Genomic DNA, 23,659 nt, shown 5'->3' with positions numbered 1-23,659 from the left:
CTCCAAAAGGGTTCCGGGGTGCCCGCGAAGGGACGTCGCCGCGGGAACATCGGACGCGGGAACATCGGACGCGGGAACGTCGGACGCGGGAACGTCGGGCGCGGGAACGCCCGCAACCGACCGCGGGAGGAACGTTTATAACCGGAAGCGAGATACACCGTCCCATAGTGGTGCCTACGACCCCGGACGGACCGACCGTCGTCGCCCTGGGAGCGGACGGGACGCCGTCGCGGTGGCCCGGCGACGCGGCGGACACGGGGAGATCCGACGGGTCGACTGGTGCGGATCGAGGACCCGCCGATCCGGCTGCGGCCGACGCGTTCGTCGTCACCGACCGCGACGGTCTCGATCGGGTACAGGAGGTCGATCCGACACGGCCGGTCGTCGCACTCGTCGACGACCCGATCGGCTCGTTCGCGACGGACCCGACCGTCGACGCGATCGCAACCGACCCGACCGCCGTCGACGGTCACGTAGCGTGGCTGCTCGCCCGTGAGGACACGTCGATCCGTGACACCCCCTCGGAGGAACCATCGCGGATCGAGCGGCTACAGAACGAGACGGCTCGGCTCGCCACCGTCCGATCCGTCGAGGAGGCGTATCGAACGACGGCCGCGATCGCCGACGAGGTGTTCCCGGAGTACCACGTCGGCGTAGGCGTCCTCGACGACGGGTGGATCGAGCCGGTCGCCGTCTCATCGAACGTGGACCTCGACGACTGCCGGCGCGTCCGTGTCGGCCGCGGATCGGCCGGAATCGCGCTGGACCGATCGGAGTCGGTTGTCACTCCCGCACGAGAGGGGGACGGCAGACAGATCACCGTCCCCGTTGGCGACGACGCGGTGCTCCAGGTGTCGACCGGCGACGACACGGGGTTCGACGCGGGCGACAAGCGGCTCGTGGAGCTGCTCGCCTCCCACCTCGAGGAGACGCTCGAACGGCTCCGCGCCGACACGGAGCTTAGAGCGGAGCGTGACCGGCTGCTCGCCCTGTTCGAGAACGTCCCGGACCCGGCGGTGGCCTACGATTTCACCGATGGCGGCCCCCGGTTCCGCCGGGTCAACCCCGCCTTCGAGGAGACGTTCGGCTACGACGAGGAGACGGTCGTCGGGGAACCGATCGACGAGTACATCGTCCCCGAAACCGAGTCGGAGCGGTCGGAGGCGGACGAGCTCAACGCGAAGCTCCGTCGCGGGGAGAACGTCAGACGGGAGGTGACGCGCCGAACCGCCGACGGCGAGCGCCACTTCATCCTCCACGTCATCCCGATCCACCTCGACGCGGAGAACGTCGCCGGCTACGCCATCTATACCGACGTCACTGAGCGACGCGAGCGCGAGGCGACCCTCCGTCGGCAGAACGAGCGGCTCGAGGAGTTCTCGTCCATCGTCTCGCACGACCTCCGGAACCCGCTTTCGGTCGCCGAGGGGTACGTCGACCTAGCACGCGACACCGGGGACCCGGATCACCTCGACCACGCCGCCGATGCGCTGACCCGGATGGACCGGCTCGTCGGGGACCTACTCTCGCTGGCCCGGAAGGGTGAGGTCGTCGGCGAAGTCGAGCCGATCTCGATCGCGTCGGTGGCGCGTGACGCATGGAGGAGCGTCGACACCGGCGATGCGGCACTCGACGTCGAGGCCGATGTCCGGCTCGACGCGGACGCGACACGAACCCGGGAACTGCTCGAGAACCTGTTTCGGAACAGCGTGGAACACGGTTCCACGAGCAACCGGACACAGTCCGGTGACAGCGTGGAACACGGCTCGACTGGTAGTCGGGCGGGGTCCGGTGACGGCGCGGGAGACGGCTCGCCGGACGGTGCCGAACGGTCCGATCCGACGGTTACCGTACGTATTGGGTCGCTGGGCAGCGGTGAAGGGGCAGAAGACCTCGGGTTCTACGTCGAAGACGACGGTCACGGGTTCACGGAGGATCCCGACCACGTCTTCGAAACGGGGTACACCACCGACGAGGACGGGACCGGACTCGGGCTGGCGATCGTCCGTCGGATCGCGGAGGCACACGGCTGGGAGCCCCGCGCAACGACCGGCGAGGGCGGCGGTGCCCGGTTCGAGTTCCGGGCCGGGTGATCGACCGGCGGCCCGACGGGAGTCGAAACGACCTTACCGCGTCCGCTCGCGGTTCCGATATGGTCGAGAACGTCGTCTATCCCGCGTACTTCGACGCCGACCGCTCACGGTCGGAGGGGCGTCGCGTCCCGATGGACCTCGCGGTCGAGGAGCCGACGGTGGACGAGATCGCGAAGGCGGTACAGCAGGTCGGCTACGACGCGGTGATCGAACGCGAGAAGACGTACTCCCGGGAGTACGAACCCCGCGGCGCGGTCGTCGTGACGGGAACCGAGGACACCAGCAAGAACGACCTCGTGCAGGCCGTCGCCGCCTACATCGGGATCCTTCGCGAGTGACGATGCGCCGCGTCGGAACCGTCGTCCGAACCGCCGGCGGGCTCGCGATCGCCCGGGGGAGTGTCGGCGAGGACCCGCCCGATATCGGCGCGGGAGTCGTCGACGAGTCGCTCTCGCGGGTCGGCCGCGTCGTCGACGTGTTCGGCCCCGTCGATCACCCGTACGTCGCCGTCACGCCGGCGAGCGGCGTCTCCCTCCCGGCACTCGTCGGTGGCCCCCTCTACGCCAGATAACGCCTACCCCTCCACTTCCGGTCCGACGACCTCGAAGTCCGCGAGCGTCTTCGTCGATCTGACGAGTCGCTCGCAGACGACGAACTTCTCGACACGATCCAGCTGCTCCCAGTCGATCTCCGCCGGTGGGGACGCCTCGAACGACTCGTACTGCTGATACACGTCTTCGTTGACGAACCGCTCGAACGAGCCACAGTTCGGGCACGTCACCGAGAGATGTGCGGCGTTGAACGAGCGGGTGAGCGTGTGTTCGAGACAGCTCAGACAGCGGTACTGCCGACTGCTCATGGCATCCGTACGCGACGCGCCGGGTAATACCTGTGGACGGCGGCAGGGAAGCGATCCGACGGGGGAAGAACGCCGTGAACGGGGGAAGTCCCCGCAGCACGCGTCGTCCGCGGCTAGAACAGCGCGGAGGCCGCGGCCTCGGCCGTCTCGACGACGGGCCCGAAGCCGGGCAACAACAGGACGGTCGCTACGGCGGCGAAGACGACCGCGGCATACAGCGCCGTTGGCCGGCTGTCGACCGCGTCGAGCGCGCTCGACGACGCGGGATCGTCGAGGAACATCGCCTTGACCACGCGACTGTAGTAGTACAGCGAGATCACGCTGTTGATCGCGCCGAGCGCCGCGAGCCAGACGAACCCGTTGTCGATCGCTCCCATGAACAGGAAGTACTTCGAGAAGAACCCGGCGAACGGCGGGAGCCCCGCGAGCGAGAACATGAACACGGCCATCGCGGTACATGCGATCGGCGCGCGGCGAGCGAGTCCCGCGTAGTCCTCGAACGTCCGGCCGACGCCCCAGCGCTCCGCCATCGCGACGAACAGGAACGCACCGGTGTTCATGAACCCGTACACGAGCAGGTGGGCCATCGCCGCGCCCATCACGGCGCTGTTACCGGCAGCGCTCCCGGAGAGCGCGCCGAGCCCGATGAGCGCGTAGCCGGCGTGGCCGATCGAGGAGTACGCCAACATCCGCTTGACGTTCTCCTGGACGGCCGCCGCGAAGTTCCCGATCGTCATCGTCACCGCGGCCAGCACGCCGAACGCGAGCACCCAGTTGACGTCGGCCACCAGTGACGCGCCGATGGGGAACGCTTCGGTGAACACGCGGAACGCGACCACGAATCCGGCGGCCTTCGATGCCGACGAGAGGAACGCGCTCACCGGTGCGGGCGCGCCTTCGTACGCCTCGGGTGCCCAGAAGTGGAACGGCACCGACGCGGTCTTGAACGCGACGCCGCCGATGATCATCGCGATCCCGATACCGGCAACGCCGGCGAGCCCGTCGAGCGTCGCGATCTCGGCGGCCACGTCCGCGAAGATCAGCGAGCCGGTCGCGGCGTACACCAGGGAGATACCGAAGACGAAGACCGCCGACGACAGCGCGCCGACGAGGAAGTACTTCAGCCCCGCCTCGACGCTGCCGCGGTTCTTCTTGAGGTACGCGACCAGCGCGTACGACGGGAGCGACACCATCTCGAGGGCGACGAACACGACCGCGAGCGAGTTCGCGACCGCCAGCAGCGACATCCCCGTCGCCGCGAAGACGGTGAGCGAGTAGAACGCCGCCGGACTGTCGTGGCCGTCGAAGTAGTCGTGGGCGGCGACGACGACCAGCGCCGTCACGGACGCGAAGATCGCCGTGAAGAACAGGGCCATCGTGTCGACCTTGATCGCGTCCGCGAGCAGGTAGATCGCGCCGCCGGTGCTCGCGTCGCCGGTCCCCGCACCGACGAACCAGACCGTCACGGCGAGCGCGGCGAGCGCGCCGAGCGTGCTCACGACCGCCGAGGCCGTGTTCGACCGCGTGTTCGGACGGACCGTGTCGACCAACAACAGCGCCAGTCCGGTAACGCCGAGGATCAGGGTCGGCGCGAGCGCGAACCAGAGCGGCGTGTGACTAGACATCGACGCTCACCCCCTCGACGACCGGGACGGCAGCATCACGGATCATCTCGAAGAACAGGTCGGGGGCGACGCCGAGCACGATGATCGCCGCGAGGAGCACCGCGAGCGGCGCGACGTCGTGGACCGGCGCACGCCCGACCTCGTAGTCGGTTTCGAGCCGGAACGGCCCGAACAGCGTCTTCTGCATCGCCGCAAGCAGGTAGCCCGCGACGATCACGATGCCGAACATCGCCAGCGCCGTGAACAGCGGCGCGTACGGGAGCGACGGCGCACCGAACGCGCCGACGAAGATGAAGAACTCTCCGGCGAATCCGGCCATCAGCGGCAGTCCCATGTAGCCGAACGCGCCGGCGACGAGGATGCCGACGGTGATCGGCATCCGGTCCGCCATCCCGGCCATATCGCCGACCATCCGGGTGTGTGTCGCGTTGTAGATGACGCCGACCGCCATGAACATCAGCCCCGAGATGAGGCCGTGTGCGACCATCTGGAACGTCGCGCCGCCGACGCCGTACTCGGTGAACACGACGAGCCCGAGGATGACGTACCCCATCGACGAGACGGAGGAGTACGCGACGATACGCTTGAGGTCCTTCTGTGCCAACGCGAGCATTGCGCCGTAGATAACGCTGATCACGGCGATCGCCGCGATCGGGATCGCGAGTGCGGACGCCTGCTCCGGCAGCATCGTAAAGTTGAACCGCAACAGCGCGTATGTCCCCATCTTCAGGAGGACGCCGGCCAGCAGCACGGAGACCGGTGTTGGTGCCTCGACGTGGGCGTCAGGCAGCCACGTGTGTACCGGGACGATCGGGACCTTCACCGCGAAGCCGGCGAACATCGCGAGGAACGCGACCATCGCGAGCGTCCCCGGCGCGATCCCGAACCATGTCCCCAGTTCCCCGGCCGCGATCGCCTGGGTGATCTCCGGGAGCCCGAAGGAGCTCACCCCGTCCCCGAGCGCGAACACGAGCGACATGAAGCCGATGAACATCACCAGCGACGCCGCGTTCGTGTACACGAAGAACTTGATCGCGGCGTACTTCCGGCGCGGGCCGCCCCACACGCCGATGAGGAAGTACATCGGCACGAGCACCGCCTCCCAGAAGACGAACCAGAGGAAGAAGTCCAGCGCAGTGAACACGCCGAGGAGGTTCGCCTCCATGAACAGCATGAGCCCGTAAAACTGGCTCTGTCGGCTGTCGATCGGGGTCCACGCGCTGACGATCGCTAGCGGCACGAGGAACGTCGTGAGCACGACGAGCGGTAGGCTGATACCGTCCAGCCCGACGAACCACGAGACCGAGCGGCCGCCGACCTCGAGCCATTCGATCCGCGACTCGAACGCGATGGTGCCGCCCGTGAGCGCGTTGCCACCGGCGTCGAACGCCGACCAGAGGTAGAGGCTTCCGACGAACGGAACGATACTGAGCCCGAACGCGAGCCGACCAGCCCACTCGTCGGGTGCGACCAACACGGCGAGCGCGGCGACGAACGTGAATCCGATGAGCGCTTCGAGTATCACAGGAACCACCCCCCACTAACCCCGAGAGCGACAAGCAACGCGAGCAGCCCGAGCGTCAGCATCGCGGCGTAGTGCGTGACGACGCCGGTCTGTATCCGGCGAACGCGCTGGCCGGCCGCGAGCGCGACAGACGAGACGCCGTTGACGACGCCGTCGATGATCCCCTGATCGAAGGTGTCCGCGCCGCCCGCGGTGTCTTCCGTCCGATACGCGAGCCATACCTGCAGTTCGTCGAGGTAGTAGTTGTTGTACAGCACGTCTTTGACACCGCCGAGCGTTGCCGTGTGTTCCGTCGGCGATGCGACGTTGTACAGCCGCCACGCCACGAGCACGCCGGCCACGGCGAGACCGAGCGAGAGTCCGGCGGCGACGAGCAACGTCAGCTCCTCGCTCAGCCCGGCGAGCGTTTCGGCCTCGTAGCCGCCGTACGTCGCGAGCAGATCGTTGTACGCCGAGTAGCCGACGCCGTCGATGCCGCCGAACTCGTTGTCGAGCCATTGCGTGAGGAAGTCGATCCCGCCGAGGCCGAGCAGCTTCTGAACCGGCACCATGTTGACGAAGCCGGCGACGACCGCCAACGAGCCGAGCACCGTGAGCGGCCCCTTCACGTTCCAGCGGACGGGTTCGGGGTCACGGGCCAGATCGGTCCGCGGCTCGCCGTGGAACGTCAGGAACACCATCCGGAAGGTGTAGAAGGCGGTGATCGGTACCGCGAGCAGCCCCATTATCCAACCGCCGAGCAGCAGCGGATCGTTGAGGCCGTGGATGAACGCCTCGTAGAGGATCTCGTCTTTCGACCAGAAGCCGGCGAACGGGAAGATCCCCGCCAGGGCGAGCGACCCGGCGAGGAACGTCCAGTAGGTGACGGGCATCCGGTCTTTTAGTCCGCCCATGTCCCACATGTTCTCGTTGTGGTGCATCGCGATGATCACCGAGCCGGCACCGAGGAACAGCAGCGCCTTGAAGAAGGCGTGAGTCATCAGGTGGAACGTCGCAGCGACGTACGAGCCCGCGCCGAGCGCGAGCATCATGTACCCGTACTGTGAGATAGTCGAGTACGCGAGCACCTGCTTCAGTTCGTCTTTCACGACGCCCATCGTCGCCGCGAACAACGCGGTGAACCCACCGACGAACGCGATGACGGCGAGCGTCGTCGGAGTGAGCGCGTAGAAGCCGAACATCCGCGCGACGAGGTAGACGCCAGCCGCGACCATCGTCGCCGCGTGGATGAGCGCGGAGACCGGCGTCGGACCCTCCATCGCGTCGGGCAGCCAAGTGTGCAGCGGGAACTGTGCGGACTTCCCGACGACCCCGCCGAGCACGAGCAGCCCGATTATCGTGAACCACGTGCCGAGTTCGAGTCCGCCCGGCACCCACGCGACTTCGCCAGCGCCGGTGAGCGCCTGTTCGGCGAGGACGGGGAACGACCCCTCGCCCGCGAACTGGGCAGTTCCGAACGTCGCCAGCACCGCGACGACGCCGACGAGGAAGAAGTAGTCGCCGAACCGGGTGACCAAGAAGGCCTTCTTCGCCGCCGACGGCGGCCCCGCTTCGCGGAAGTGGAACCCGATGAGGAGGTACGAACAGAGGCCGACGAGCTCGAAGAACATGAACGCCATCAGCAGGTTATCGGCGACGACGAACCCGAGCATCGAGGCCGTAAAGAGGCCGAGTCCGGCGTAGTAGCGGGGGAGACCCGTCTCGCCCTCGTCGTTCATATAACCGAGGGAGAACACGTGAACGAGGAGCGCGACGAGCGTCACGATGACGAGCATAAGCGCCGACAGCGGGTCGATCAGCAGGCCGAAGGTGAGTTCGATGTCGGTCGGTCCGACACCACCCTCGCCCGCCCACGTGTAGATCGTTTCGTTGTACGCCCGGCCGCCGGCGACGGTCGCGAGCACCCACAGCGACAGCAGGAACGAGCCCGCGGTCGCCGCGATGCCGCCGAACGCGCCACCTTTCGGAAGATACCTGCCGGCCCCGAGGGCGACAAGGAACGAGAAGAACGGGAGCAGGACGATGGCCGGAACGTACGCGAACGCGTCCACCATCTTACCACCTCATCTCCGTTGGAACCGTGACGTCCGTGTCCCCGAAGTTGCGGTACAACACCAGAATGATGCCGATCCCGATGGCGACCTCCGCGGCAGCCAGCGCGATGACAAACAGCGCGAACACTTGCCCGGTGAGGTCACCGTAGTACAGCGCGAACGCGACGAAGTTGATGTTCGCCGCGTTCATCATGAGCTCGACGCTCATCAGGAAATACAGCGCGTCACGCCGCGTGAGCACGCCAAATAGCCCGATACAGAACACGCCAGCGGCGAGCAGCAGGTACCACTCCGGCGGCACCATTACCGCTCACCCCCGTCGGTGAACGCCCCGCCAACCGCGGCGACGATGGAGCCGTCCTCCTCGCGTTTCGCGAGGTAGATCGCCCCGTCGACCGCGACATCGAGCGCGACCGCGACGATCAGGAACGCCGCGAGGAACCCTTCCGAGGGAATCGTCGACACCTCGTAGCCGGTGAGGTTGAACAGGGCGTACCCGATGTTGTGGATGACGGACTCGCCCTCGAACGTCGCGAACTCCCCGAACTCGGCCCCGAGGAACGTCGCGGCCATCACGCCGAACAGGAGGGCGACGGCCGCCGCAGGAAGGACCCGACTCCCGCCGGTGTCCTCGGTCATCCGCTACTCACCTCCAGGTCGTCCGTGTCGTCCGATCGCGTGAGCATCACGGCGAACGTGACGAGTATCAGAACCCCGCCTACGTAGACGAGGATCTGCATGGCGGCGATGAACTCCGCCTGTAACATCACGTAGTGCACCGCGACGCTCGTCAGGGCACCACCCAGAAGCAGCGCGGCGTGGAACACGTCGCGCGCCAGGACAACCCCCAGGCTGAACGCCAACGTGACCGCGGCGAACAGCGCGAACGCGATGGTAGTATAAACCATTGTATCTGTCTCCTATGAGAATCCCTTTGAAGATTTCGAGACGCGCCCGCTACTGGTAGTCGACCTCGCCGTCACCCTCCCCGATCCACGCGCCACGATCGGGGTTTCGGGATTCGAGCGGGTCGATACCCTTGTACCACGGGACGTTCTTGAGCTGTTCTTTGTTGTAGACGAAGTCGTCCTTCGTGTCCGCGGTGAACTCGAAGTTCTGTGTCAACAGGATCGCGTCGACGGGACACACCTCCTCACACAGCCGGCAGTAGATGCATTGCCCGATGTGGAGGTTGTACTGCTCCCCGTTTCGTTTGTCGTCCTGTACGATCTGGATCGTGTCGTTCGGACAGACGTTCTCGCACTGTCGACACCAGATACACCGCTCCTGACTGAACTTGTGGACGCCACGGAAGCGCGGGCTCACGTCGGGCGCGTCCTCGGGGTACTCCACCGTGAACGTCTTCCCGTCGAGCGCGTGCTTCATGGTCGTCGCCATTGATTTCATTAATCCGATCATACGATCACCCCCACGATAACGGCCGTGAGAACCAGGTTCGCGAACGACAACACCAGCATGCCTTTCCACCCGATCTCGATCAGCTGGTCGATCCGGACACGCGGGAACGCCGCGCGGGCCCACTGTGTGAACAGGAAGAAGCCCCAGATCTTCACCACGAACCAGAGGAAGCCGATGCTCTCCGGTCCGGGGCCGGACGCCCCGCCGAGGAACGTCACGGCGAGGATCGCCCCGCCGAGGAAGATGTGGACGAACTCCCCGAGGTAGAACAACACGAAGTACGCCGAGGAGTACTCCGTCTGGTACCCGCCGACGATCTCCGTCGGCGCTTCGGGTATGTCGAACGGGTTCCGGCCGATCTCGGCCATGTTCGCCGTGAGGAACAGCACGAAGGCGAACGGGTTCACGAGCGCGTACCACGTCGGGATGTCGAACCCGGCGATCGTGAACAGCACGTCCTGTTGAGCCTCGACGATGCCGCTCATCTGGAGTGTCCCCGCGAAGATCACGACCGACATCGCCGTGACGATAAGCGGGATCTCGTACGCGAGGTTCTGTGCGACGGCGCGTAGCCCGCCGAGCATCGAGTACTTGTTGTTCGACGCGTATCCGGCCATCACCAGCGAAACCGAGGCGATGGAAGCGAACGCGAACACCAGCGCCAACCCGACTTCGGGGTCGGCGAGCTGGAGGTTCACCGGGCCGAGATGTCCCATCGGGATCACGGCGAACCCGAGCAGCGCCGACGCCGGCAGCAGTATCGGCGCGATGTCCCACGTCGGGCGGTCGACACCCTCGGGGATGATGAGCTCCTTCGCGAGCAGCTGGACCGCCGCCGCCGGGATGATCAGGAGCCCGAACGGTCCGATCCGGTCGACCGCGATCCGGTCGGTGAACGCCGCGGTGATCTTCCGTTTGGCCCATGGACCGGCGACCCCGGTGAACGCGAGCACGATATTGCCGACGACCGCCGCGGCGATGAGTGCGCCGACGACTTGGCCGGCCACGCCGGGTAACCCGAGCGTCTCCGCGATGAACTCGGGGAACAGCTGTGCGGGCGCGACCCCCATCAGCGGTCCACCTCCCCGAGCACGATGTCGAGGCTCCCCAGCGCGGCGATCACGTCGGGGATGTACTCCCCGTTCGCCATCTCCGGGAGCGTCTGGAGGTTCGAGAAGCATGGCGAGCGGATCTTGAACCGGGCCGGCGTGTCCGTCCCGTCCGCCCGGATGTAGATGCCGAGCTCGCCTTTCGCGCCCTCGACGGCGCGGTAGATCTCGGCGTCGTCGTCCGGTTTCAGCGTCCGGGGGACGTTGGCCTGGATGTTCCGTTCGTCTTCCGGCCAGTCCTCCAGCAGGTCGACGCACTGCTCGATGATCTTCGCGGACTCCTCGACCTCCTGCATCCGGACGAGCAGCCGGCTGTAGTTGTCACAGCCGTCCTCGGTGATCACGTCCCAGTCGAGCTCGTCGTAGTAGCCGTACGGGTCGTCACGCCGAAGGTCGTAGTCGACGCCGGAGCCGCGGGCGACCGGCCCGGTCGCGCCGTAGTTCTTCGCGACTTCGGGCGGGAGGATCCCCGTGTCGATCGTCCGCATCTGGAAGATCTCGTTCGAGGTGATGAGGTTGTGGTACTCCTCTATCGAGCCGGGCAGCTGATCGAGGAAGTCCCGCGTCTTCGAGAAGAACTCCTCGCGTGGCTCCGGGAGGTCCCACACGACGCCGCCGAGCCGGAAGTAGTTGAACATCAGCCGCTGGCCCGTCAGGTCCTCGAGGAGGTCCTGGACGCGCTCCCGGTCGTTGATCGCGTACATGAACGTCGCCGTGAAGTCGCCGTTCACGTCGAGCGCGAACGTCGCCAGCGCGAGCATGTGTGCGGCGATCCGACACATCTCTGCGCCCATGGTGCGGATGACCTGTGCGTACTCCGGCACGTCGATGTCCGCGAGGTCCTCAGCCGTGCGCGCGTACGCCCACTCGTTGAGCAGCCCCGCCGAGATGTAGTCCCAGCGGTCGGGGTACGGCATGATCTGGTGGCGGTACGTTCCCTTCTGGGCCATCTGCTCCTCACAGCGATGGAGGTAGCCGATGTCGGACTCGACGTCGACCACCTGCTCGCCGTCGAGGACGGTTTTGAGGTGGAGTACGCCGTGTGTCGCCGGGTGGTGCGGACCGATGTTGAGGAACATCGTGTCCGACTCGTCGTCCTTGTGGTGCTGCTGGATCGGGTTGACGTGATCCGGCAGCGAAGCGATCTGCGGTTGGTTCTGGTCGTAGTCCATCGACAGCGGGTGCCCCTGCCACGTCTCGGGCAGGAGGATCCGCCGGAGATCGGGGTGGCCGTCGTACTCGATTCCGATGAGATCGTACGCCTCCCGCTCGTGCCAGTCCGCGGTGCGGAAGACCGGTTCGGCGGATTCCGAGACCGGGTCGTCCTTGTCCGCGGGGACGACGATGCTGACCTCCTGGGTCGGGTCGTCGTACTTCTTCAGGTGGTAGATCGACTCGTATCGGTTCTCGTACTCCTGTGCAGAGACGACCGATAAGTGGTCGTAGCCGGCCTGCTCTTTCAGGATCGAGAGCGTCTCCTGAACCGTGTCCGGCCGGATGACGAAGGCGGGCGCGTTCAGGTGGTCGTCGCGACCGACGACGAGGTCGCCGAGCAACGCTGCCAGCTCGTCGGGGTCGTGTTCGACGACCGCGTCCGTGTCGGGTGTGTCTGGTGCTTCGAGGCTCATGGAGAATCGGCGAAGTTGTACCGCATGACCAGTTCGTCCTCATCGATCCGGTCGGCGAGCGTCTCGACGAGCTCGTCCTTTTCGAGGTCGGAGAACTGCTCCAGCTCGTAGGGTTTGACGGTCACGGGCGCGGCCTCGCCGTTGGCGACGCGCTCCTGGAGCTTGACGACCCCGTACACGAGCGCTTCGGGACGGGGCGGGCAGCCGGGGACGTGGATGTCGATCGGAATGACCTCCTCCGCCCCCTTGATCACGTTGTACCCCTCCTGGAACGGGCCGCCGGAGATGGTACACGAGCCCATGCCGACGACGAACTTCGGCTCGGGCATCTGGTCGTAGACGCGCTTCATCCGCGGCGCGAACTTCGAGACGATCGTCCCGGGGACGATCATCACGTCGGCCTGTCGCGGCGAGGCGCGGGGGACCCCGCTGCCGAACCGGTCGAGGTCGTGTTTCACCGCGTAGGTGTGCATCATCTCGATGCTACAGCAGGCGATACCGAACTGGAGCATGAACATCGAGGAGCCGCGACACCAGTTCAGGAACTTGTCGAACTTGGTGAGGATGAACGGCGAGGAGCCGAACGCCTCCCGGAGCCGGGAGTTGAACCGGTCTCCTTGCCCGGTCATCCGGGCGTCTCGGGTTTCGGTTACGACTCGCGATTCGTCGGTGATGAAGGGTTGATCGCTGCTCATGTGTTCAGATCACGCTCCGTCTTTCGTTGCGTTGCGCGGGGGCTGCGGGTCCATTTGACCGCGCCCGTCCGCCACGCCCAGACGAGTCCGATCGCGAGGATTCCGACGAACGCGAGCATCGGCCACAGCAGCTCGAACATCGGAACGCCGCCCTCGAGGGCGGGTCGGTAGATCGCGACCCACGGGAACAACAGCACGGTCTCGATGTCGAACACGACGAACAACAGCGCGACCATGTAGTACTGAATGTTGAACCGGATCCGCGTCGTGCCCGTCGGGGTCTCGCCGGACTCGTAGGTGGTACTTTTGCCGGTCTCAGGCACGCTCGGACGGAGTAACGCCGACACGGTCATCATCCCTATCGGGATGAGCAGGCCGACGGCCGCCAAGGCGCCGATCGCTATCCAATCGCTCATATAGGTCTCCGTAACGTGCTGGGGTTTGAACCGCCCCCTCATAAGCGTTGAGTCTTCACCGCACCGGAGACACGCCGGCTGAAACGCCCGTGCTCGGCATATTCGGACGGGAGGGGAAGAAACGAGCAGCGCCTACTCGTCGTCCCGCTCGCGGAACCCGTCGATCCCGAGGTCGTGGAGCGCCGCGGAGACGTCGGCAACACCGCCTTTGAGGGCTTCGTGGTACGACACCAACCGCTCCGCGATAGTATCGTGTTCGCGCGCGAGCACCTGCGCGGCCGAGAGCCCGGCGTTGAACGACTTGCCGGCGTCGACGGCGACGATGGGAGCACCCGTCGGCATCCCGATGACGGAGTCGACGGACTTCTCCTGGACCGGTACCCCGATCACCGGGATCGGGTAGGCGATAGACGCGGTCATGTTCGGGAGGTCCGCGGATTTGCCGCCCGCGCCCGCGATGATGACGTCCAACCCGCGGGCCGCGGCGGTCTCGCCGTAGGCGTACATGAGCTCCGGAGTCCGGTGGGCAGAGACGACGTAGCTCTCGAAGGTGAACCGGGCGTCCGGCGGGTCGGCGAAATCGGTCTGTTCCGCGAAGCCGAGCTCGCGGAGCGCGTCGTACGCGCCTTCCATCGTCGGGAGATCCGAGTCCGAGCCCATGATGATCCCGACGTCGGGGGTCGTCGCCGGGTCGGCGTCCGCCGCCGCCTCCGATTCGAGCCGCTCGATCAGATCCGCGACCGTGGTCATATCGTCGGGAACGGCCGGCCTCTTATAAGTCGTTGCGGCTCCGGGGCGCAGTGGCCCGTCTTCGCGATCAAACGGCCACCGATCCGTTCACCACACGTGCTTGTTGGGTGACATCGGGAGTGGGTATGGCAAAACGGCTATGGCGAGATAGTATATAACTGCCCGAGAGTGATGCGACGATTGCTTGTACATAAGCAAGGCGGTGGCGCGCCCCGGTTCGCGCCTTTATAAGGCGCGAACCGCGAGGGACCTTCGGTCCCTCTGGCAGCCGGCGCGTAGCGCCGGCGACGACGGGGCGAGGTTGGGGAGGTGTGAGGTGTGGTCGCCGTGCGGGGTGAGACTCAAAGGGGCAGCCGCGAGGGCGAAGCCCGCCGCAGTAAGCACCGCAGCGAGGGAGCGATAGCGACTGAGCGAGGCGCACAACGAGGCGCTCGAGCCGTCGCGGCTGGGGCTTTGAAGGTTTTACCGCGCCAGCAACGAGTTATAACCGAGCGGCTGGGGCTTTGGACGTGTTCATCACGACAGCAACCCCTTATAAATATCCGCCAGCAACACCACTTCTTCCCTGATAAACAACCGATCGTCCATACTGCGATACCCACGCCCGACATCGTTCAACGAACACTCCGTGCTCAGACGGGGCCGGTCGCTTATAAACTGCGTATGAATGGACGGACGGCCGAGTTGGCCCGGCGTTCCGGAACGGGGTATCCCGGTTGCCTCCTCCACCCCGCGACCCGACGAGCGACGGACGTCCGGCGGTGGGCTGCTCGCTTCCGCGCCTGACCCGTTGTCGCCGACGAACCACGACGGACCGCTCCTGCGAGCGGGCGCCGTGGACCGCTGTCCCCGGCGGACGAGGCTTCCACGTTGGCTCTCGGGGCCCGTGCCGGTCTGACCGGACGCGCCCGGTGTTCGGTCCCCGCTAAAGACTACCTCACGGGTTGCGAGCGGGGCCTAACCGCCCGACCTAGTCCAGTTTACACTACACGGGTACCCCATAAGGGCCTTTCGTTCGCCGGACACGACACGTGCTCGTCGCCGGCGGTGGCGGTGGCTGTACGGTGGCGGTGGCTGTATGGTGGCGGTGGCGACGACCGACGACCGACGACCGGTTCAGCCGAGCAGGTCGCGGGCGTACATCCCGGCGAGCGCCGGGAGCGGGAGCGTCGTCGCGATCACCGCGGGGGCGTGGTACTCCAGCCAGCCGTACTCCGCGAACATCGTCGTCGGTTCGATAGAGAAATACCACAACACCGCGAGTAGCGGCGTCGCGACCGCGAGCACGACGAGGACTCCCGTGAGGGTCCCCGGATCGACGTTCCCCCGCTCGACGGAGGCGAACACCACGGCGGTCACCAGTGCGAACAGGGCGATCCCCCACGCGCCGACCGGGCCGGCGGCGTAGTACCCGGCGATCTGCGTCCCGAACCCGGAGACGACCGCGTACGGGGCGAGGAGGATCAACACGCTGAGAACGCTGATAGCGACTCCCGCCTGCCGCGAGCGATCACGGACGTTCATACCGGGAGATCACGCGGGAACGCGGTAAAAGGCGCGGATCGCCGTCGAGAGACGCGTCGCCGCAGAGTGACGAGCCGTCGTCGAGAAGCGAGTCGTCGGCGAGAGACGCGAGTCGATCGCCGACCTACTGAGCCCGCACCGTTTTACCCGGCGGGCGCGGATCGACTGGTATGTCACTCGACGTCGAGACCCCCGACCCGCCCGAGCTCGCGGCGGTCGATCCGAACGAGTACGACGACGCCGAGGTCAGTGGCGGCGACTACCGGCGCGACGAGCTGTCGGCGTTCCTCCGCGAGGGCGCGTGGGAGGAGGCGTTCTCCCAGTGGGCCAGAAACAGCGACCTCGACGCCGAGGAGTGGACGATCGTCGAGGACCTCGAGCTCGTCTCGCGCTTCGACTTCTTCTGGGACGATTTCGCCGACCGCGTCGGCTATCACGCGCCCGGGCTTCCTGAAGACTGGAAACAGCGCGATCTCCATCCGGATTTGGACTCGTGGGGGACCGTCTCGGGGATCAACGCCGGACTCACGGAGCTCGGTCAGATCGCCTGTGAGGTGTTGAAAGACGAGTACATCGACTGGGAAGCGGAGTACGAAGCGCCGGACGACCTCCCGAACTTCGACGAGTGACCCCCGGACACCGGTTCTCGCTCTCAGTGCTCCCAGCGGATCCCGTCTCCTGATCAGCCGGTCACGTCTCGTCGCCCTCGTTCGGATCCGTCGGTTCGAAGTCGACCCGCACGATCTCGTCGATCGTTCCCGCGAACCCACCAGTGTCGACCTCCTCGTAGCCGGAGCCAGGGTCCTCGGTGACGATCCGGTACTCGACGTCGGCGCGGAGTTCCTGTTCCGGATCGACGAACAGCAGCGATTCACACCGGCCCCGATCGCCACCCCACGTCGGCAACGTGACCGGAACCGCGTCCGGCTCCGCGCGAATGACGTGTCCTGGCAGCGACCGACCCCCGGCGACCTCGTCGTCCTCGTCTTCCGACGGGAGCGTTATCTCGCCGGGACCGGCGAACCCGGCGTTCTCGACCTCCGAGGGAGCGGTGGCGTAGAGTGCCTCGTCCCAGCAGTCGACGTCGTCATACGGTCCTAAGCCCATGATCCGCCGGTAGGACTTCTTCGCGATATATCCAGTCCCGGCCTTCGGCGGAGCGTCGGGCTCCTCGCCGAGGCCGCCCTCGCACCTGCCTTCGCCGTCCTCGATCCGCTCGACCGACCAGGGGAGGAACGCCACGTCGTCGCTGACTCGCTGGCCCTGCTGGCTCGCGGTGAGCTCGTTCTCGTGGACGGGGCCGGACTCGTGACCCCACCAGTTACACGTCGCCTCGACGGTGGTCGTGACCTCGTCCGCACGGGTGTGTAAGACCCCGTACTCCTCGTTGTCCTCGATGTTGCTGTATCGAAGGATCGTTTCGTAGGGGTCCAAGCCCCCGGGTACCCAATAGCCGATGCGATTCCCCGACAGCGTACACTCACGGACGTCGAGGGAGCCGTTGGGCTGTTCGATGCCGGCACCGTCACAGTCCTCGATCACGCAGTCGCGTATCGGCATCGGCTCGTCGTAGATCCCGCGGTCGCCGTAGTTGGTCTCCAGTCCGGCCCCCTCGCTCCCGCTGACGAGCGTCCCCTCGATCGTCGATTCCGGTCGCGGCACGAAGGTGACCGGACCGCCGTTGTCGATGACGCGGCAGTCCTCCAGGCCGAAGATCGCGCTACTACCCGCCCGGACCGGACGGGATCCGTTCTGCCGGATGTCGCAGTCTCGCATGAGAACGTCCCTGGAGTAGTCGGAGATACTGACACCCCGCCCGTCGTTCTGCCGGATGTCGCAGTCTCGCATGAGAACGTCCGAGGAGGCACTGATGACAACGACGCCGGAGCCGTTCTGTCGGACCGTCGTTGAAGCAAGCGTCACGTTACTGGTTAAGTTAACCCTGATACCGAGCCCGAAGTTCCGTACCGTGAGGTTCCGAACCGTACTCCCGGACCATTCGATATCCAGCCCGGTTCCGGTTCCGTCGCCCTCGATCGTGTGCCCGTTGCCGTCGAGCGTCACGTCGGAGGTGGTGATCTCCAAACAGTCGCCCTCGGCGGACAGGTCGTCGCCGAGGACGTACTCGCCGGGCTCGTCGATCTCCCGACACTCCGTGATCGTGGTCGGGCCTTCCTGGGCTGTCGTCCATCCGATGGTAGAGAGCCCGAGAAAACTCACGGAACCGATAGCACCGGCTCGGAGTGCATCCCGACGCGATCTGTTCGTCGGTTTGTTGTCACGATGTGTCATATCACGGATGGACCTCTCGGTGAAGGGCACGTTGTTATAACTGGTACAATCAAAATATCGAGAGATTATTTCATAAGTATAGGTATTTAGTTGCCTCATCCCGAAGAACGAACAGTTCTGGCCGATCGTACGGACGCTGTAGACCGGTCGGGAGTCCCGAGCGTGATCGCATGGAGTGAGGATACGGACTACTCTCGTGTAGGCGATCGCCCCAGCCGGGGGGTTTCACCGCGATACGCGGGTCACGACCACGTGTACACGTTCGAGCGGCTCCGTGATCTATCGATTCCCCCGCCAACCTGTGTCACAGCGGCACGCGACTCCGTCGTATTCAAATATCCGCGCCCAGACCGATCCGTATGGACGACATCGACGACCAGTACACCCCCGCGGACGTCGAGTCCGGGGTCGAGACGTACTGGGACGAACACGACGCCTACGAGTCGGCCACGGAGGCGCACGCCGACGACCCGCCCTTCTTTTTCGTCGACGGGCCGCCGTACACCTCCGGGCAGATGCACCTCGGGACCGCCTGGAACAAGACCCTGAAGGACGCGATCATTCGATACAAGCGGATGACCGGCCACCGGGTCACCGACCGCCCGGGTTACGACATGCACGGGCTCCCCATCGAGGTGAAAGTCGAGGAGGAGCTCGGCTTCGAGAACAAACGCGACATCGAAGCGTACGGCATGGAGCCGTTCATCGACAAATGTAAGGAGTTCGCCCTGCGCAACCGCGCGGCGATGGACGAGGACTTCCAGTCGATCGGCGTGTGGATGGACTGGGAAGACCCCTACGAGACGATCTCGCCGGAGTACATGGAGGCCGCGTGGTGGGCGTTCTCGAACGTCGCCGACAACGGGCTCGTCGAGCAAGGGAAACGCTCGATCTCGCAGTGTCCCCGGTGTGAGACCGGCCTCGCCAACAACGAGGTCGAGTACGAGCACGTCGACGACCCCTCGATCTACGTAAAGTTCCCGCTCGCCGACCGCGAGGGGAGCCTCGTGATCTGGACGACGACGCCGTGGACGATCCCCGCGAACACCTTCGTCGCCGTCGACGAGGAACTCACGTACAACGCCGTCCGCGCGGAGAAGGACGGCGAGGAGGAGCTCCTCTACGTCGCCGCGGAGTGCGTTGAGGACGTCCTTCAGGAGGGCCGCTACGAGGCGTACGAGATCGAAGCCGAGCTTTCGGGCGGCGACATGCTCGAGTGGACGTACGACCACCCCCTCGCCGATCACGTCGACGAGTACCCGGACTTCGAGGGGGCGGGACGGGTGTACGCCGCCGACTACGTCGAGGCCGACCGCACGGGGCTCGTCCACTCCGCGCCCGGCCACGGTGAAGAGGACTTCCACCGCGGGAGCGAGCTGGGTCTCGAGATCTACTGTCCGGTCGGGCCGAACGGCGAGTTCACCGAGGCCGCGGGTGAGTACGCCGGGCAGTTCGTCCGCGACGCCAACGACGACATCGTCGAGGACCTCGTCGCCGACGGTCACATGCTCGCACACGGGACGGTGAACCACAGCTACGGCCACTGCTGGCGCTGTGACACGGGGATCGTCCAGCTCGTGACCGACCAGTGGTTCATCTCGATCACGGACGTGAAAGACGACCTCCTCGACAACATGGAGGAGTCGGAGTGGCACCCGGGATGGGCCCGCGACAACCGCTTCCGCGATTTTATCCAGGACGCCCCGGACTGGAACGTCTCCCGCCAGCGCTACTGGGGGATCCCGATCCCGATCTGGGTGCCCGAGGACGCGGACGGCGACGACCTCGACGACGACATGATCGTGATCGGCTCCCGAGAGGAGCTGGCAGAGCGGGTCGATCAGGGGATCGACCCGGAGACGATCGACCTTCACCGGCCCTCGGTCGACGACCTGACGATCACGGACAGAGGGACGACCTACCGACGGGTCGAGGACGTGTTCGACGTGTGGCTCGACTCCGCCGTCGCGACGTGGGGGACGCTCGATTACCCGAGCGAGACCGAGGCCCACGAGGCGCTGTGGCCCGCCGACCTGATCGTGGAGGCGCACGACCAGACCCGTGGCTGGTTCTGGTCACAGCTCGGAATGGGAACCGCCGCCGTCGGCGAGATCCCCTACCGGGAGGTGTTGATGCACGGGTTCGCCAACGACAGCGACGGTCGAAAGATGTCGAAGTCGGTCGGCAACATCGTCACCCCCGAGGAGGCGATCGAACGCGCCGGCCGCGACCCGCTCCGCACTTACCTGCTCAGTCACGACCAGCAAGGTGTGGACCTGGCGTTCGAGTGGGACGGGCTCGGCGAGATCCAGGGGAAGCTGAACATCCTCTGGAACGTGTTCCGGTTCCCGCTGGAGTACATGGCGCTCGACGACTACGACCCGGCCGGTGCCGACCTCTCGGACGGCGAGCTCGCCGTTGTCGACGAGTGGGTGCTCTCTCGACTCCAGTCGGTCGAGCGCGAAGTCGCCGACGCTTGGGACGACTATCGCGTCAGCGACGCGGTCAACGCGCTGATCGAGTTCGTCACCCAGGACGTCTCCCGGTTCTACGTGAAGGCGGTCCGCGACCGGATGTGGGAGGAGGCGGACTCGGCGTCGAAACGCGGGGCGTACGCGACGCTCGCGACCGTCCTCGACGAGGTCGTCCGGATGCTCGCGCCGATCGCCCCCTACATGACCGAACGGATGTACCAGACGCTCGATGGGTCGGCGACGACCGTCCACGAGCTGTCGTACCCCCAGCCGACTGACGCGCTCCACGATCCGGACCTCGAACGCGACGTGGCCGTCCTCCGTGACGTCGAGGAGGCGGCCGCGAACGCCCGCCAGCAGGCGGGCCGGAAGCTCCGCTGGCCGGTCCCGCGCGTCGTCGTCGAGACCGACGACGAGGGAGTCGCCGAGGCAGTCCGGAACCTCGAACCGCTGATCCTCGATCGCGTGAACGCCCGCGCGCTGGCCGTCACCGACGCGTTCGACGAGCTCGTCGAGACCGCCGAACCGCGGATGTCGGCGATCGGACCGGCGTTCGGCGGCGAGGCACAGGAAGTGATGGCCGCCGTGAAGGGCGCGACCCGCGACGAGGTAGAGTCCGGACTCGACGTCGGCGGGGAGACGGTCGACCTCGGCGACGAGATGGTCGAGTACGTCGCCGAGCCGCCCGAGCACGTCTCGGGGGCCGAGTTCGACGGTGGAACCGTGTACGTCGACACCTCCCTGACGCCCGATATCGAGTCCGAGGGGTACGCCCGCGACGTGATCCGGCGGATCCAGGAGATGCGAAAGGAGCTCGACCTCGACGTGGAAGCGCGGATCCGGGTCGGGGTCGCCGTCGACGACGAACGCGTCGCCGGCTTCGTCGAGGAGCACGCGGACCTGATCGCCGGCGAAGTTCGTGCGGACGCCTGGCTCGACGACCCCGCCGACGCCGACGAGGCGGGCGGTCGGATCGAGGAGTGGGACGTCGAAGACGTCCTCGTCACCATCGGGATCGAACCGGTCGCGTAGCGACGGACCCCTCCGGCGAGGGACCTCCGACCTCCCGACTAGGAGCAGCCGTTCTCCCCGCGGGGAGCCGGTGGATCGCATCCTTCGCCGCCCCCGAAACGTATACCCGAACTCGCGTCTAGACTCCGAATACACATGCGTGTCCGACCGGCCAGCCCTGCCGACGCGGAACCCCTTAGAACCGCGGTGTCGCGAGCCCGCGAGGCGACCGTGTTCGACGACATCGCCGGACCCCTGTTCGATGTCTCGGCGGCCGGCGTGCGCGAGGCGGCCGCCGGTGCCGACTGTCGGTTCCTGATGGAGGACGAGGACGGACCGGTCGGGGTCGCGCTCGCGCACCCCGACCCGGACGGAGCCGAGGCCGAGCTGCTCGCACTGTGGGTCCACCCGGAACACGCGGGCGAGGGGGTCACCGAAGAGCTGCTCTCGCGGGTCGGTTCGTCGCTAGCCGAACGCGACATTCGGACGCTCCGAACCGCCGTCCCTGCCGATGAGCCCAGCGTCCGGGAGTTCTACCGGAGTCACGGGTTCTCGAAACGGGAGGTTCGACGGGGACCCGAAGGCACCGAGGCGATCGTCGTTATCGACGTCGATGCGCTCTAAACGCGGGCCTCGGACCGGGTGACGGGATCCCGGACCGGCGTCGGTGCCCACGAGCGTCCGACCGGAACGGTCACTTCAGTCGTTCCTGGAGAAACGAGGGGTGTGCGGCGGTGACACCGTCGACGGCGAGCAGCTCGTCGTTGATCACGTCGCCGAGCTCGTCGCCGTCGGCCGCGCGCACCTCCGCCATCAACATGTGGTCGCCGGAGGACGTGTACAGCGCCTCCACCTCGTCGAGCTGCTTTAGCTCGCGGGTCGCCGAGACGTACTTCCCCGAGTCGACGTCCATCCCGACCATCGCGATGGACTGCGTGGCGAGCTTCTTGGGGTCGACGTCCGCCGAGTAGCCGACGATGACACCCTCCTCTTCCAGCTTGTCGATGTACTTACGAACCGTGGGTTTCGAAACCTCGGCGCGTTCAGCGATCTCTCCACAGGAGGCCTGTGCGTCCTCCTCCAACACGGAGAGGATACGCTCTTCCGTCGATACCGTACTCATATGAATACCTTTGTCACCACCGAAAAAATACCTTGCGAACCCGAAAACGACCGGCGAGACGGAATAAACCGGGGCGGACCGACGCTCCCGCACCGGATTCCGTCGGTCTAGGGCCGTGTGGCTACTGGTGTTTGTCGACGAACCGGTCGTGGGAACGCTCCCACTCGTAGTCGTCGTCCCAGTACCGCTCGGCCAGCGGCTCCTCGGGCATCTCGCCGATCGCGCGCTTCTCCTGGCCGTACGACGGACGGCCTTCCTCGACGTAGTAGCGCCCGGTGAGGACCTTCCCCTCGTGGAGCGCCTCCTCCGTCTCGCGCATCATCTCCGCGGCCTCGACCTTGTCGCTCACGTCGAAGTCGTAGTCCTCGGAGTCCTGTACGTCGATGTACGGGACGTACTGGCGCGCGTCCTTGTTCCAGGTGGGACACTGCGTCAGGAAGTCGACGTGCGCGAACCCGTCGTGTTCGATCGCTTCGATCAGGATCTCTTTCGCCTGGTTCGGGTTCACGGCGGCCGTGCGGGCGACGTACGACGCGCCGGCGTTGAGCGCGAGCGAGAGCGGCTTGAGCGGCTCCTTGGCGCTTCCGTGGGGCTGCGTCTTCGACTTGTGTCCCTTCGGGCTCGTCGGAGACGTCTGTCCCTTCGTGAGCCCGAAGATCTCGTTGTTGAAGACGATGTACGTCATGTCGTGGTTCTCCCGGGCCGTGTGGAGGAAGTGGTTCCCACCGATCCCGTAGCCGTCGCCGTCGCCGCCGGCAGCGATGACTTCGAGCTCGGGGTTCGCCAACTTCGCGGCACGGGCCACGGGCAGCGAGCGCCCGTGGATCGTGTGGAACCCGTACGTGTCGAGATAGCTGTTCAGCTTGCCCGAACAGCCGATCCCGGTACACAGGAGCGTCTCCTCGGGAGTTCGTCCGACCTCCGGGAGCGCCTGTTTGAGCGCCTTGAGCACGCTGAAGTCACCACAGCCCGGACACCAGGTCGGCTGTGGCTCGACGCCGGGGGTGTACTCGTCGCGGTCGATCTCTCGTTCCTCGCCGATGGCTGAAAACGTACTCATTG

23 protein-coding genes and 1 other RNA gene are annotated in these 23,659 nt (G+C 66.1%); 6 read left to right on the top strand and 18 right to left on the bottom strand.

The annotated features are described in order from the left end of the window. Positions 1–206 precede the first annotated feature (206 nt). The 3 genes from ACZ5TV_RS10235 to ACZ5TV_RS10225 are packed head-to-tail and all read left to right on the top strand — an operon-like array spanning position 207 to position 2,664. A complete protein-coding gene (locus ACZ5TV_RS10235) occupies positions 207–2,093 on the top strand; it encodes a PAS domain-containing sensor histidine kinase (protein WP_379778267.1) in 1,887 nt (628 codons plus the stop codon). A gap of 59 nt (positions 2,094–2,152) precedes the next feature. After that, the gene (gene srp19 / locus ACZ5TV_RS10230) at positions 2,153–2,431 is read left to right on the top strand and encodes a signal recognition particle subunit SRP19 (RefSeq protein ID WP_379778262.1); all 279 of its coding nucleotides are present in this window, start codon (positions 2,153–2,155) and stop codon (positions 2,429–2,431) included. 2 nt (positions 2,432–2,433) lie between these two features. Next, a complete protein-coding gene (locus tag ACZ5TV_RS10225; RefSeq protein WP_379778260.1) occupies positions 2,434–2,664 on the top strand; it encodes an H/ACA ribonucleoprotein complex subunit GAR1 in 231 nt (76 codons plus the stop codon). Between the two features lie 3 nt (positions 2,665–2,667). On the opposite strand, the gene ACZ5TV_RS10220 is transcribed toward ACZ5TV_RS10225, so the two are convergent. The 15 genes from ACZ5TV_RS10220 to ACZ5TV_RS10150 all read right to left on the bottom strand — a co-directional run bounded on the left by ACZ5TV_RS10220 (position 2,668) and on the right by ACZ5TV_RS10150 (position 15,697). Further along, positions 2,668–2,952 (bottom strand): hypothetical protein, encoded by a 285-nt coding sequence (locus ACZ5TV_RS10220; protein WP_379778258.1) that lies wholly within the window; start codon positions 2,950–2,952, stop codon positions 2,668–2,670. 113 nt (positions 2,953–3,065) lie between these two features. Then, entirely contained in the window at positions 3,066–4,577 is a 1,512-nt protein-coding gene (locus ACZ5TV_RS10215) for an NADH-quinone oxidoreductase subunit N (RefSeq protein ID WP_464383799.1), read from the bottom strand. After that, entirely contained in the window at positions 4,570–6,102 is a 1,533-nt protein-coding gene (locus ACZ5TV_RS10210; protein ID WP_379778255.1) for a complex I subunit 4 family protein, read from the bottom strand. Before ACZ5TV_RS10210 ends, ACZ5TV_RS10215 begins: the two co-directional genes overlap by 8 nt. Further along, positions 6,099–8,156 (bottom strand): NADH-quinone oxidoreductase subunit L, encoded by a 2,058-nt coding sequence (nuoL, locus tag ACZ5TV_RS10205; RefSeq protein WP_379778253.1) that lies wholly within the window; start codon positions 8,154–8,156, stop codon positions 6,099–6,101. Before nuoL ends, ACZ5TV_RS10210 begins: the two co-directional genes overlap by 4 nt. A gap of 1 nt (position 8,157) precedes the next feature. After that, complete coding sequence (gene nuoK, locus ACZ5TV_RS10200) at positions 8,158–8,460, bottom strand: NADH-quinone oxidoreductase subunit NuoK (protein ID WP_209482702.1); 303 nt, start codon at positions 8,458–8,460, stop codon at positions 8,158–8,160. Further along, positions 8,460–8,795 carry a hypothetical protein gene (locus ACZ5TV_RS10195; protein WP_379778251.1) on the bottom strand — a complete coding sequence of 112 codons (336 nt, stop codon included), beginning with the start codon at positions 8,793–8,795 and terminating at the stop codon, positions 8,460–8,462. The genes nuoK and ACZ5TV_RS10195 overlap by 1 nt, the downstream gene beginning before the upstream one ends. After that, a complete protein-coding gene (locus ACZ5TV_RS10190) occupies positions 8,792–9,064 on the bottom strand; it encodes an NADH-quinone oxidoreductase subunit J (RefSeq protein ID WP_379778249.1) in 273 nt (90 codons plus the stop codon). The genes ACZ5TV_RS10195 and ACZ5TV_RS10190 overlap by 4 nt, the downstream gene beginning before the upstream one ends. 49 nt (positions 9,065–9,113) lie before the next feature. Next, positions 9,114–9,575: a NuoI/complex I 23 kDa subunit family protein gene (locus ACZ5TV_RS10185; RefSeq protein ID WP_379778247.1), complete on the bottom strand. Its 462-nt coding sequence runs from the start codon at positions 9,573–9,575 to the stop codon at positions 9,114–9,116. Continuing rightward, positions 9,572–10,645: a complex I subunit 1/NuoH family protein gene (locus ACZ5TV_RS10180; RefSeq protein WP_379778245.1), complete on the bottom strand. Its 1,074-nt coding sequence runs from the start codon at positions 10,643–10,645 to the stop codon at positions 9,572–9,574. The genes ACZ5TV_RS10185 and ACZ5TV_RS10180 overlap by 4 nt, the downstream gene beginning before the upstream one ends. After that, positions 10,645–12,312: an NADH-quinone oxidoreductase subunit D gene (locus ACZ5TV_RS10175; protein ID WP_379778243.1), complete on the bottom strand. Its 1,668-nt coding sequence runs from the start codon at positions 12,310–12,312 to the stop codon at positions 10,645–10,647. The genes ACZ5TV_RS10180 and ACZ5TV_RS10175 overlap by 1 nt, the downstream gene beginning before the upstream one ends. After that, complete coding sequence (locus ACZ5TV_RS10170; RefSeq protein WP_379778241.1) at positions 12,309–13,007, bottom strand: NADH-quinone oxidoreductase subunit B; 699 nt, start codon at positions 13,005–13,007, stop codon at positions 12,309–12,311. The genes ACZ5TV_RS10175 and ACZ5TV_RS10170 overlap by 4 nt, the downstream gene beginning before the upstream one ends. Then, positions 13,004–13,423 carry an NADH-quinone oxidoreductase subunit A gene (locus ACZ5TV_RS10165; RefSeq protein ID WP_379778239.1) on the bottom strand — a complete coding sequence of 140 codons (420 nt, stop codon included), beginning with the start codon at positions 13,421–13,423 and terminating at the stop codon, positions 13,004–13,006. Before ACZ5TV_RS10165 ends, ACZ5TV_RS10170 begins: the two co-directional genes overlap by 4 nt. A gap of 132 nt (positions 13,424–13,555) precedes the next feature. Next, positions 13,556–14,173 (bottom strand): 5-(carboxyamino)imidazole ribonucleotide mutase, encoded by a 618-nt coding sequence (gene purE / locus ACZ5TV_RS10160; RefSeq protein ID WP_379778237.1) that lies wholly within the window; start codon positions 14,171–14,173, stop codon positions 13,556–13,558. Positions 14,174–14,838: 665 nt separating this feature from the next. Further along, positions 14,839–15,154: signal recognition particle sRNA (gene ffs, locus ACZ5TV_RS10155), an RNA gene on the bottom strand. Positions 15,155–15,289: 135 nt separating this feature from the next. Further along, positions 15,290–15,697: a DUF7548 family protein gene (locus ACZ5TV_RS10150; protein ID WP_379778235.1), complete on the bottom strand. Its 408-nt coding sequence runs from the start codon at positions 15,695–15,697 to the stop codon at positions 15,290–15,292. Positions 15,698–15,867: 170 nt separating this feature from the next. Between ACZ5TV_RS10150 and ACZ5TV_RS10145 the strand changes: the two genes are divergently transcribed. Continuing rightward, the gene (locus tag ACZ5TV_RS10145) at positions 15,868–16,326 is read left to right on the top strand and encodes a hypothetical protein (protein WP_379778233.1); all 459 of its coding nucleotides are present in this window, start codon (positions 15,868–15,870) and stop codon (positions 16,324–16,326) included. A gap of 61 nt (positions 16,327–16,387) precedes the next feature. On the opposite strand, the gene ACZ5TV_RS10140 is transcribed toward ACZ5TV_RS10145, so the two are convergent. Beyond that, complete coding sequence (locus ACZ5TV_RS10140) at positions 16,388–17,917, bottom strand: right-handed parallel beta-helix repeat-containing protein (RefSeq protein ID WP_379778231.1); 1,530 nt, start codon at positions 17,915–17,917, stop codon at positions 16,388–16,390. Between the two features lie 431 nt (positions 17,918–18,348). On the opposite strand from ACZ5TV_RS10140, the gene ileS reads away from it, so the two are divergent. After that, positions 18,349–21,495, top strand: a complete 3,147-nt coding sequence (gene ileS, locus ACZ5TV_RS10135) for an isoleucine--tRNA ligase (protein WP_464383798.1) — start codon at positions 18,349–18,351, stop codon at positions 21,493–21,495. A 135-nt stretch (positions 21,496–21,630) separates the two neighbouring features. Beyond that, complete coding sequence (locus ACZ5TV_RS10130; RefSeq protein ID WP_379778227.1) at positions 21,631–22,098, top strand: GNAT family N-acetyltransferase; 468 nt, start codon at positions 21,631–21,633, stop codon at positions 22,096–22,098. 70 nt (positions 22,099–22,168) lie between these two features. Here ACZ5TV_RS10130 and lrpA1 read toward each other — a convergent pair whose 3' ends face one another. Beyond that, a complete protein-coding gene (lrpA1, locus tag ACZ5TV_RS10125; RefSeq protein WP_379778225.1) occupies positions 22,169–22,597 on the bottom strand; it encodes an HTH-type transcriptional regulator LrpA1 in 429 nt (142 codons plus the stop codon). Positions 22,598–22,718: 121 nt separating this feature from the next. Next, positions 22,719–23,657 carry a thiamine pyrophosphate-dependent enzyme gene (locus tag ACZ5TV_RS10120; RefSeq protein WP_379778223.1) on the bottom strand — a complete coding sequence of 313 codons (939 nt, stop codon included), beginning with the start codon at positions 23,655–23,657 and terminating at the stop codon, positions 22,719–22,721. Positions 23,658–23,659 lie beyond the last annotated feature (2 nt).

The sequence above is a fragment of the Halorubrum tibetense genome (genome assembly GCF_055396225.1).
The sequence above is the reverse complement of the archived record's forward strand: the minus strand, read 5'-3'. Positions and strand labels throughout refer to the sequence as shown.

Coding starts and splice junctions, on each gene's coding strand:
- srp19 (WP_379778262.1), top strand. CDS start 2,153: ATGGTCGAGAACGTCGTCTATCCCGCGTACTTCGACGCCGACCGCTCA.
- ACZ5TV_RS10225 (WP_379778260.1), top strand. CDS start 2,434: ATGCGCCGCGTCGGAACCGTCGTCCGAACCGCCGGCGGGCTCGCGATC.
- ACZ5TV_RS10220 (WP_379778258.1), bottom strand. CDS start 2,952: ATGAGCAGTCGGCAGTACCGCTGTCTGAGCTGTCTCGAACACACGCTC.
- ACZ5TV_RS10215 (WP_464383799.1), bottom strand. CDS start 4,577: ATGTCTAGTCACACGCCGCTCTGGTTCGCGCTCGCGCCGACCCTGATC.
- nuoL (WP_379778253.1), bottom strand. CDS start 8,156: ATGGTGGACGCGTTCGCGTACGTTCCGGCCATCGTCCTGCTCCCGTTC.
- nuoK (WP_209482702.1), bottom strand. CDS start 8,460: ATGGTGCCGCCGGAGTGGTACCTGCTGCTCGCCGCTGGCGTGTTCTGT.
- ACZ5TV_RS10195 (WP_379778251.1), bottom strand. CDS start 8,795: ATGACCGAGGACACCGGCGGGAGTCGGGTCCTTCCTGCGGCGGCCGTC.
- ACZ5TV_RS10190 (WP_379778249.1), bottom strand. CDS start 9,064: ATGGTTTATACTACCATCGCGTTCGCGCTGTTCGCCGCGGTCACGTTG.
- ACZ5TV_RS10185 (WP_379778247.1), bottom strand. CDS start 9,575: ATGATCGGATTAATGAAATCAATGGCGACGACCATGAAGCACGCGCTC.
- ACZ5TV_RS10180 (WP_379778245.1), bottom strand. CDS start 10,645: ATGGGGGTCGCGCCCGCACAGCTGTTCCCCGAGTTCATCGCGGAGACG.
- ACZ5TV_RS10175 (WP_379778243.1), bottom strand. CDS start 12,312: ATGAGCCTCGAAGCACCAGACACACCCGACACGGACGCGGTCGTCGAA.
- ACZ5TV_RS10170 (WP_379778241.1), bottom strand. CDS start 13,007: ATGAGCAGCGATCAACCCTTCATCACCGACGAATCGCGAGTCGTAACC.
- ACZ5TV_RS10165 (WP_379778239.1), bottom strand. CDS start 13,423: ATGAGCGATTGGATAGCGATCGGCGCCTTGGCGGCCGTCGGCCTGCTC.
- purE (WP_379778237.1), bottom strand. CDS start 14,173: ATGACCACGGTCGCGGATCTGATCGAGCGGCTCGAATCGGAGGCGGCG.
- ACZ5TV_RS10150 (WP_379778235.1), bottom strand. CDS start 15,697: ATGAACGTCCGTGATCGCTCGCGGCAGGCGGGAGTCGCTATCAGCGTT.
- ACZ5TV_RS10145 (WP_379778233.1), top strand. CDS start 15,868: ATGTCACTCGACGTCGAGACCCCCGACCCGCCCGAGCTCGCGGCGGTC.
- ileS (WP_464383798.1), top strand. CDS start 18,349: ATGGACGACATCGACGACCAGTACACCCCCGCGGACGTCGAGTCCGGG.
- ACZ5TV_RS10130 (WP_379778227.1), top strand. CDS start 21,631: ATGCGTGTCCGACCGGCCAGCCCTGCCGACGCGGAACCCCTTAGAACC.
- lrpA1 (WP_379778225.1), bottom strand. CDS start 22,597: ATGAGTACGGTATCGACGGAAGAGCGTATCCTCTCCGTGTTGGAGGAG.
- ACZ5TV_RS10120 (WP_379778223.1), bottom strand. CDS start 23,657: ATGAGTACGTTTTCAGCCATCGGCGAGGAACGAGAGATCGACCGCGAC.